Origin of the sequence: Longimicrobium sp. (assembly GCF_036554565.1) — a bacterium.
GTDB lineage: Bacteria > Gemmatimonadota > Gemmatimonadetes > Longimicrobiales > Longimicrobiaceae > Longimicrobium.
Genome location: NZ_DATBNB010000008.1, coordinates 1 through 9,275, shown reverse-complemented (window position 1 = coordinate 9,275; position 9,275 = coordinate 1). Strand labels below are relative to the sequence as shown.

Here is a 9,275-nt window from a genome sequence, read left to right as displayed (position 1 = left end):
GCTGGTGCTGTGGCAGGGGATTCGGCACGTGCGGGCGTGGCTGCAGACACCCGTGCCGCGCCGGGCGGAGCTGTTTCACCCGCACCCGCGGCTCGCGGCCGAGTCGCGGCTGCGGGATGCCCGCGCGGCGGCCCCGGAGCTACGCGCGGCACTGGACGGGCTGCTGTCCATCACGCGCTCGCCCCTCACGGCAGCCGGCCGGGAGGTGGCGGCGGCGTGCGCCGAGATCGCGCGCTGGGCCGAGCGAAACGGGCACGCGCAGACCGCCATCCTCTTCGCCGAGGCCGCCGCGGTGCTGGACGGCTCCGACGCGGCGTTCGCCAACCATGCCGGGCGCCTGACGCGCAACGCCGGCGAGTTTGCCCGGGCCGACCTGTGGTTCCAGCGCGCCATCGGGCTGGCGCGCGGCGCGGACGCCAGCGTGGAGTACACGCGGGCGCAGCTGGGCTACGGCAGGTTGTGGCATACGCTCGGCGACGTGGAGCGCGCCCGCAAGCACTACAACCGCGGCTCGGTCGCGGCCATGCGCCAGGGCCTGGAATGGCTCGCCGCCGAGGCGCAGCACGACATCTTTACCTTACTTACGGAATCCCACCTGTTCGGAGATGCGGGGCTCCACGCGTGGCGGGCCCTGACCTGGTATCCGAAGCACCATCCGCGGCTGCCATTGTTCGTCGCAGACGTCGGATATCTGCTGATCTGCACACGTCATTACAGCGCCGCCAGTCTCCTCCGCCAAGTGACGTCGGTCACAAATGACGGTCAGAGAGCCGTGACCGCGGCTCTCTACCTCCGCGCTCGCACTTCATCAGGTCGCACTGGATTTTTCCGTCAGGGTCGACGGCGCCTAATCAGCGTCCTGTCAGAACGCCCGGAGTGCTTGGGACCCGGACTCATCCATCTCGCCGAAGCAGCGCGTGCCGGGGGCGACTGGCTGCTGGCGTCAGAGGACGCGACCGCGGCTTGCAAGCTCGCGCGCTCCCGACACGATGCAATACTTGAGGAAGCTGCGAGAGCAGTCCTGCAGAAGGTGGGAGCCAGAATGGGCGTCGAACCCGAGATAGATCCGGACGCCCACGCTTTTCGTGAACTGATCACAGCAGCCACAGCCCGCCTGTCCCGTTGGGATCCAAGTCGACAGCGAGAATCGCGGTCCGCACTCAGGCGCGAGTGGGTAGCGTGATTAGTTCCCGGAGCCGAGCGTGATGCCGCGGCCGGTAGTGTCTGAGGGTGCCGTTTCCGTCGACGTCGTAGAAGTGGTGCTATCCTGCCCCGCGCCGCGGTTCCCCGAGCCGAACATGATCCCGCTGTTCTCCCGCGCTGTACCGGATTCGATCCCGGCCGGAGAATCGGATGTGCAGGAGGCGAGGGCGGCGCAGAGGAGCGCGGCCGGAATGAGCGCGCGAGTGATCTTCATGGAGAACTCCGTTCGCGAGGGAAAGACGCCAGGAGGGCGCGCGCAAACGATAACCGGACCATACCTGAGCCGCCAGCATCGGCGGGGAACGCCGCCGTCCCGCCGTCACCCCGGCGCTGATGGCGGAACGCGAGTTCTCCGTACCCGTCAGAACGCGATACACTCGTAGTCAGGTTCTACGATCCCCCCGTCCCGGGCAGACGAGAGCACATGAGCGAGGGACCCGAAGAAATTTCCGTGGATGCGCTGCGCGCCTACGTGCGCGAGCGGTCGGCCAGCACGTCCATCCGCGCGGCCGCCCAGGAGATCGGGGTGGGGCACAGCACCCTGTACAAGTTCATCGGAGGGAGCACCCCGCAGGCTCGCGTACGTGCGCGGCTGCTTGCGTGGTACGTGCGCGAGCGTCGCGGGCGGGAGCCCTCGCAGGTGGCCGCGGCGCGCGAGCTGTTGTCGGACCTTCCCCGCCTGGAGAAGACGCGGGCCGTCGCCGTGCTGGCCGACTCGCTGGAGTACATCTACGCCACCGCGCGCCAGCCCGCGCCCGGTTGGCTGGGCCTGGTGCGCAAGCATCCGTGGTGAGGACGGCCGGCGGGCCGAGTGGGCGCCGGCAGCCGGGGGGTTTCGATCGCGTGGGGGAGTCGTATTGTTAGCCATCCATTCCCCGCCGCCCCCGAGAGCCGATGAAAGCCTTCGCTCCCGCGCTCCTGCTGCTCGCCGCCTGCCAAACTCCGGCTCGTGCTCCAGCGGACCAGGCCGCGGCCGCCACTTCTCCGGCCGCGGCGACGGCGGTGCGGCCCGGCATCGAGACCTTCCTGGCAGACCTGCCGGCGGAGGTGCGGGGGAAGCGCGTGGGGCTCATCACCAACCACAGCGCGATCGACCGGGCGCGGACGCCGGTCATCGACCTGATCGCGCAGCACCCGGAGCTGAAGCTGGTGGCGCTCCTGGCTCCCGAGCACGGCATCCGCGGGAACGTGATGGACGGGGAGCACATCCAGGACGAGGTCGATGCGAAGACGGGGGTGCCGGTCTACTCCCTGTACCTGTCCGAGGACCGCGCCCCCACGCCCGCGATGCTGAAGGACGTGGACGTGCTGGTGTACGATCTACAGGAAGTCGGCGGGCGCACCTGGACGTACGTCTCCACGATGGCGCTCGCCATGCAGGCCGCGAAGGCCAAGGGGATTCCGTTCGTGGTGCTCGACCGGCCCAATCCCATCGGGGGCGAGATCGTGGAGGGCGCCCTGCTCGATCCCAGGTTCGCGTCGTTCGTGGGGATGTACCCGATCCCGGCGCGCCACGGGATGACGGTGGGCGAGCTCGCCACCCTCTTCAACCAGAAGCACGGGATCGGCGCGAACCTCATCGTGGCGCGGGTGGCGGGGTGGCGGCGCTTGCAATGGCAGGATGAAACCGGGCTCCCATGGGTGAACCCGTCACCGAACCTGCGCTCCCTCGCCGCGCTGACGAGCTACCCCGGAACGGTGTACTTCGAGGGCACCACCATCGCCGAGGGGCGGGGGACGGACCGGCCCTTCGAGCAGGTCGGGGCCGCGTGGCTCGACGCGCCGAGGGTCGCGTCCATCATGAACGCGAAGCAGCTCCCGGGGATCCGCTTCGAGGCGGTCACGCTGCAGATGGAGCCCACGGCGCGGAAGTTCCCGGGCCAGGCCATTCCCGGCATCCGCCTCGTCGTCACCGACCGGCAGGCGTACCGTCCCGTGCGCACGGCGCTCCTGCTCATCGACGAGATCCGCCGGCAGCACCCGCGCGACTTCGCCTGGACGCGGACCATCGACCGCCTTACCGGCTCCGACAGGGTGCGGCTCGCCATCGAAGGAGGCACGCTCCTCCCCCTGCTGGACGAGTGGGACCGCGAGGCCGAGGAGTTCCGCGAGGCTCGCAAGCCGTACCTGCTCTACCCGTAGTCACGCCGGAGCTTGGAGGCTTCATCATGGTTCAGCATTCGTTCAGCCCGCACGCGGTGCAGCTCGCCCCTGAGGTGCGAAAGCAGCTGGCGCGGCAATTCGACGTCGATGCGCTGGAGGAACTCCTTGGCACCATGCCAGTGGAGGAGCGAGGCTGGGTTCTGAGATCGTTTGGGGCGGATGATGACGACGATCTTCGAACAGAAACGAGGGACGTCTCAATCATGGTGTGGTCGTCGGACCCGGCGCGTCAGGCGCTGCTCGACCGGATATGGGCACCGTTCTGGGACACGCTGCCGCCCGAGTACTTGGACCACCCCGACCTGCCCTACCCCGGGCGAGAGCTGGCCCGGTTGCGGCGCGCGGCGGAACGATCGCCCTGAACAGGTAGGAGCAACGTCAGGTCTCTTGATTAAGCGCGGCACTCATAACACCCACGGGGGATCGGGGTGTGGGATGGTCAACGGCTGCACTCGACGGCGTACACGGCGTTGTTCCCCACGAAATACACCCGCCCGCCGTGCGAGAGCAGCCGCGACACTACGAAATCATTGGATTGGACATATCCCCACTCGTCCAGGAACAGCGCCGCCTCCTGCTTGCCGGTCGAGCGGTTGAGCATGTGCAGAGAGCCCGCCGCCGCGAACACGTAGTTGCCGCACACGGCCGAGGAATTGGCGCTGGCCCGCAAGTCATGCTTCCAGTGGATCTTGCCGGTCTCCGGATCGAAGGCGTACGCGTACGTGTCGCCCGACGCGAGGTACGCCACTCCATCCGCCACCTGGAACACGTCCCAGGCCCCAAGGAGATCGGCCCGCCCGATGTGGCGCCATACCTCTTTGCCGGTGAACCGGTCCACTCCAAAGAAGGCGCCGCCGTTGAGGTCGTTCACCAGGAGCATGCGGCCGGCTACCGCGTGCCTTCCAGCATCGTGCGGCTCACCTTGACGCTCGTTCACGTACCGCCACAGGATCTTTCCGTCGTTGCGGTCCACGGCCACGATCCACCCGCGCTTCAGGTGTCCCGTGGGCGAGGTGTCCTCGACGAGAGAGACATACAACGTGTCCCCGTGCGCGACGATCCCGACCGGGATCGCACCCTTGTACGGCCCCGTGGGCAGGACCTCCGTCGACCAGCGCGGCTGGCCCGTTGCAACGTCGAGGGCATAGAGGCGCCGTGACTCGCTCGCGATGTAGAACGAGAGTTCATCGACTGCGCTGGTGGCGTCGGCAGAGCTGTCGGGCGTGAATGACCACAGTTCAGCACCCGTGGCCCCGTCGAGTGCCCGAGCAACAGCCGCGGAGGTGAAGACCCGGCCGTCCCGCACGACTACGTTATCCGCGGCTGACCCGCCGGCTGCGCGCCAGAGCTGGGCTCCGCTGTCCAGATCGTAGGCGACCACCCCCCGCCACAGGACGTAGAGACGCTGTCCGTCTGCGGCAACGGAATGGAAACGAGGCGTGATCACCTCCGTCCTGCCGTCCAGCGGCGTGCTCCACGCCACGCGGACGCTGTCGGCAGATACGGGCCTCGTGGGCTCGACCTCACACCCGCTACCTGCGAGCAGGGCAGTCAGCGCACCGGCCAACCCGCCCATCCTGAGCACGGCTCTGGTGGTCATTCTTCTACCGTGGAGCGGCATCGGGTCTTCGGGCGCGCGCCGCAGTTCGGCGGAGACAAAATCACTGCGGGTGGTGCCCACGTGCGAATCGCCATTCTGGATTAGCCGGTTGCGTTGGGCCCGCGGGTACACCTGCCCCGGCCCACGGATGAACCCGTCGCTGGGGATGGTGCCTGGCGTCGTGAACGCGTTCCACCGCGAGTCGATGCCGCGTGAGAAAAGCCTGCGGATCAGGGCCTCACCAACTACCCACCCGCTCCACCTTCTGCGGAGTGAAGTCCCGGACCGCGTAGCCGCTCCCCTCGGTACCATCGCCGTAGAAGCGCAATAACCCCGATGCGCGCATGCCTTTCCCGTCCGCCATCACCACAAACGTGATGTAGACGCCATTCGAACGATTCTCCGGGTCGTCCCAGGCCGCATCCACCCTCAACTCCATTATTTCTCCCGCCTCAACCAACCACCCGTAGTTTCCCCAGAAGTTCTTCGCGATCAGTTCTTGACCGTAGAGTAGCTCCGAGAGCACTTCGGTGGATGGGATCTCAGCCGGTGGCGGCGTGATCTCGAGGGGCGGGTCCTCGGGGGGAGTCAGCGTCTGGTAGCCCTTTACGAGGTCTGAACCGGATTGCAGGCGACGCAACCGAGTCGTGAGTCGGCGCTGATTGCTGCTGTTCGATCGGCGATTCGGCCAGCAAAGCCGATTCCACTCCCGATGGGATGGGGGCCGGCGGCGAGTTGGCCACCCGCGCCGTATCGAGGGAATGCGGGCCGGGCTGTGCTGTTTGCGGTTGCTCTACGGGAACCGTGCCCCAGCCTCTGCGCCACCCATAACCCGCCGCGGCTGAGCAGGTCAGCACGAGCGTCGCTATCACGATACCGCGCAGAACAGCTCGGGTCTGCGGCGGGTTCGGATCTACTGTCGAGGACATGAGTTGACCTTCATCAAGGGGAACGGATAATCGATGTAGGTGATTCCTACTCTTCGCGCCGCAGGTCCCGAACTAGGTTCCGAAGGTGCCCAACCCGCCGCTCCAACTCATCCGCGTGCTTCTCCGCCAGGTCCGCCACCACTGCCTCCCACCCCGTCGGCGCCGAGCGCGCGTTCGGCCCGCTCATCCGCGCGCGGCGATCCGATCTCTGCTACCTCCGCCGCTATGACCCGTTGTTATCATAGGGGCCTAACTGCCCAAGCAGAGCGATGCTGGATTCGACTACTCGCACGATAAACAATGCCTCATGGCGTGAGTACGAAAAGCTGCTCTCGGGTTTGTGGACAGCTCGGTTACACAATTCCTTCGCCTTGCTTACGATGGAGTTATAGGCGTCCCCACGAGATGCATCTGTTCGGGCGACGAGCACCTCCCTCAACGATGGTGCGCTTCCCTTTGACTCTTGGATGGCACGTTCAAGAGCCGTTCGCGAAGCGGAAACGCATCCACTGTAATCTCCGCGCTCTGCACGGAGCCGAGCACTGTGCAGTTGATCACGGATCTCCGAGAACGCGCCGATGTCTGCCGTTGGACGTCGAACTTCCAGAATGTCGTATTCCCCATATTTGATCGACGACAGAAACGCGATCCACATGTCCTGCGGTATGCGAAACGAAAATGGTCGAACGCGAGCCGTTACCTGCTCACCGCTCTGCACCACCACCGGCCAGAGCGCGAGAGAAAACTCGGCAGCGCCACCTGTCCTCAGTTGCTCATACTGCTCAATCTGCCTGAGGTTAAGCTCGCATGCCAACATCAAATGAGACTCTGAGTGATAAGGTGATGAGCGCATATCGACCTGTCCCTCCGCAGGATGGAGAGGGCCAACAACGGTCGTATCCCGCCCAACGCGTAGATCCCCTGCGCACCCCATCACCTTATAGTCTTTCAGCCCGCCTGACCGGAATTGTCCTTCACTGGCTGGGATCTCGCGAAGCACCCACCCGAGTTGTATTCCAAGGCGCGGATACAGTGCAGGCAGCGCATGGATTCCCAAAACCCGCACCGTTCCGGCCTTGAACGAACCGACGTCAAGATCTTCTTCACCATAACTCTGCTGCACGTACGACTCCCTAGAGAAAAGTAAGTGAGTTGCTGTAACGTGGGCCAACTACACCCGTCTTTCGCGCAGTTGTCTTGCGAGGGCATGAAGCTCCTGCACCCGGCGCTCCAAGTCCCCCGCATGCTTCTCCGCCAGGTCCGCCACCACCGCCTCCCACCCCTTCGGCGCCGAGCGCGCGTTCGGCCCGCTCATCCGCGCGCGGCGAATCGTGTGCGGGTCCTTCCCGAGCCGCTCGGCGATGTCGATCGCCGTCACGGGCTGTGTTCCGAGCAGTACCTCGGCTGCCGCTTTGAAGTCCATCGCCGTTGGTATCGTAGCGTTGACAAACGCGCCGCGCGGTATTACAATGATACCCGCAGGGCAAAGAAGAAGGCTGGCCGCTCTCCCGCCAAGAAGAATCGACCAGCCTCACCAGAACGACTCGAAAGCCGCCCGCCGACAACGGTAGCCCTGCTGGGCGGCACGGGTCAAGAGGATTGGAGCCACCATGGTTGTGGAGCACACGGTCCCGCCGAGGTCCACGCTGGAGCAGCAAGCCGGCTACTCGATCCAGAAACAGGACAAGAGCCGCTTCTGGGAGGTGCGGGACGCGGCGGGCGAGTTGGTTTGCCTGACGGCGTACAGGAAAGGTGCACGTGAGGTGGTGCGGAGGCTCGCCCTTTGATCCCCTCTCGCAGCCGCGGTGCGTTGCGCTGCGGCTGCGGCCCTGCCTCGCGGATTATGACCTTTTCCCTGTCGCGGACAGATACGTCTGCACAGCAGATCTCAAAAGTGAGTCACCGGGGACGAGGGTCAGGTAGTCGAAGAACGCCCCTGACGCCGCAACTTCCTCCCTCCCGAGTGCCTCTAAAAATAACGTGAGCAGTATCTCAGCGATGCGAGCACACACGGCTTTTGTTTCTGTCGTGGAGAGCACGTTCTGCCGATCAGCAGAAAGGGCTAATACGAACTCACCCGACAGATTGATATCAAACCATATCGGGAATTGGAAGTCGACCTTAGCCGGGTCGGGAATCCTCAAGCCATATCGAGCGGTTTGGCCCGTGAACAAGGGATACGGCACAGCAAACCCTTGTTGACAAAGTCTCCCGTCTGAAGCCACATGCCACGTGTCACTATGGTGTGTCGCAACGCCTTGGCCACGTCCTGGCGACAGTTTGCATTCGGACGTTTGCTTCATAATCGCCCCTGATGAGTGGTACAGGTGCTCACATCGGCGTCCAGGTTCGGGAATGACTTGGATATATCCGTGCCGCCGGTACCAATCCCCGGAATACGGGACTTGCGTTGCGAGCCTCCCCTGTTCCTGCAAAAGCGATATAACACATGTCCCATCCAAACCCTGCGGAGCATCGCGCGTCAAATCCAGGCGAATAGATCGTAGATACGGATGCTCAGCCGCCAAATACTGGGGCAGTGGTTTTGGTGTTCTTGCATGCCAACGCTCGTCCTCTCCGTGGAGAATCCTGATCGGAATCTCAACCTGTGGCGCAACCTCCGACACGGTCGTCAGCACGCGAGTTGCGAGGGTGTTATCACTTGGCAGCTGCGATGCGTGAGGTGCGGGCGGCTTCAGCAGTATCTCATCAAGAGGCCGCTCTACGCGCAGGCGGAGGGACGTCCCCGGCTGGGTTCGCTGACCTTGTTTGAACCAGAACAACTCGCCCTTACCAGCTATCTCGACCGTTAGGGGTGATGCGCCCTCCACGAACCGGCGTGTCTCCACCATCAGCTTTTCTGTAACCATGAACACGGACAGAACGCCTATCCCGAACTGGGATACCGGCTTGAACTTGATCTCGGGATTCGCGAGTTGTTGGACGAATTCTGGCGACTTGTAGTAGCTGACACCAACGCGGGCAAAGTAAGTCCGGATTATACGCTCGTCCATTCCCATGCCGTTATCTGAAACCTCTAGGAAAGATGCATTATCCGCTTCGAACAACCGAATGTCGATTTGTGGAGCATACGTACCAAGCTCGGGATTCGCCCCGTGAAGCGCCGCACGGTGTCGACATGTGTCCACCGAATTCTGAAGTATCTCCCGCAGAAACAGGAACGGCTGGGCATACAAGTTTACGCCCATCAGCAACGCCTGGATGCTCGGTTGATCTAAGACGAAGCCGACGTCAATATACGTGTAGATCGGACCGTTCGGCCCAATGATCGGGCCGACCCCGGACTTCTCAATGAAAGTTGGAAGCTGGAGACCGTATCGTTCAGCATATCTGGGAATGCGGACAGACACCGAATTGCG

11 protein-coding genes and 1 pseudogene are annotated in these 9,275 nt (G+C 64.2%); 5 read left to right on the top strand and 7 right to left on the bottom strand.

What is annotated here, in order from left to right; translation table 11 throughout:
• Positions 1-1,183: tetratricopeptide repeat protein (locus VIB55_RS00290; RefSeq protein WP_331874655.1), on the top strand; the 1,183-nt coding region annotated here is incomplete at its 5' end.
• On the opposite strand, the gene VIB55_RS00285 is transcribed toward VIB55_RS00290, so the two are convergent.
• Positions 1,184-1,417 (bottom strand): hypothetical protein, encoded by a 234-nt coding sequence (locus VIB55_RS00285; RefSeq protein ID WP_331874654.1) that lies wholly within the window; start codon positions 1,415-1,417, stop codon positions 1,184-1,186.
• A 210-nt stretch (positions 1,418-1,627) separates the two neighbouring features.
• Between VIB55_RS00285 and VIB55_RS00280 the strand changes: the two genes are divergently transcribed.
• The 3 genes from VIB55_RS00280 to VIB55_RS00270 all read left to right on the top strand — a co-directional run bounded on the left by VIB55_RS00280 (position 1,628) and on the right by VIB55_RS00270 (position 3,728).
• Entirely contained in the window at positions 1,628-1,996 is a 369-nt protein-coding gene (locus VIB55_RS00280; protein ID WP_331874653.1) for a hypothetical protein, read from the top strand.
• A 101-nt stretch (positions 1,997-2,097) separates the two neighbouring features.
• Positions 2,098-3,345, top strand: coding sequence for a DUF1343 domain-containing protein (locus tag VIB55_RS00275; RefSeq protein WP_331874652.1), 1,248 nt, complete (start codon positions 2,098-2,100; stop codon positions 3,343-3,345).
• Between the two features lie 26 nt (positions 3,346-3,371).
• Entirely contained in the window at positions 3,372-3,728 is a 357-nt protein-coding gene (locus tag VIB55_RS00270) for a hypothetical protein (protein ID WP_331874651.1), read from the top strand.
• A gap of 77 nt (positions 3,729-3,805) precedes the next feature.
• Here VIB55_RS00270 and VIB55_RS00265 read toward each other — a convergent pair whose 3' ends face one another.
• The 5 genes from VIB55_RS00265 to VIB55_RS00245 form a co-directional block, all read right to left on the bottom strand.
• On the bottom strand, positions 3,806-5,047 hold the full coding sequence (locus tag VIB55_RS00265; protein WP_331874650.1) for a PQQ-binding-like beta-propeller repeat protein: 1,242 nt from the start codon (positions 5,045-5,047) through the stop codon (positions 3,806-3,808).
• Positions 5,048-5,204: 157 nt separating this feature from the next.
• Positions 5,205-5,606, bottom strand: a complete 402-nt coding sequence (locus tag VIB55_RS00260; protein WP_331874649.1) for a hypothetical protein — start codon at positions 5,604-5,606, stop codon at positions 5,205-5,207.
• Positions 5,607-5,941: 335 nt separating this feature from the next.
• Positions 5,942-6,082: a hypothetical protein gene (locus VIB55_RS00255; RefSeq protein WP_331874648.1), complete on the bottom strand. Its 141-nt coding sequence runs from the start codon at positions 6,080-6,082 to the stop codon at positions 5,942-5,944.
• Positions 6,083-6,118: 36 nt separating this feature from the next.
• Positions 6,119-7,018 carry a hypothetical protein gene (locus tag VIB55_RS00250; RefSeq protein WP_331874647.1) on the bottom strand — a complete coding sequence of 300 codons (900 nt, stop codon included), beginning with the start codon at positions 7,016-7,018 and terminating at the stop codon, positions 6,119-6,121.
• Between the two features lie 48 nt (positions 7,019-7,066).
• Positions 7,067-7,273 (bottom strand): hypothetical protein, encoded by a 207-nt coding sequence (locus tag VIB55_RS00245; RefSeq protein WP_331874646.1) that lies wholly within the window; start codon positions 7,271-7,273, stop codon positions 7,067-7,069.
• Positions 7,274-7,505: 232 nt separating this feature from the next.
• On the opposite strand from VIB55_RS00245, the gene VIB55_RS00240 reads away from it, so the two are divergent.
• Positions 7,506-7,682: a hypothetical protein gene (locus VIB55_RS00240; protein WP_331874645.1), complete on the top strand. Its 177-nt coding sequence runs from the start codon at positions 7,506-7,508 to the stop codon at positions 7,680-7,682.
• Positions 7,683-7,736: 54 nt separating this feature from the next.
• Here the strand turns inward: VIB55_RS00240 and VIB55_RS00235 are convergent.
• A pseudogene (locus VIB55_RS00235) lies at positions 7,737-9,275 on the bottom strand (hypothetical protein); the annotation flags it as partial.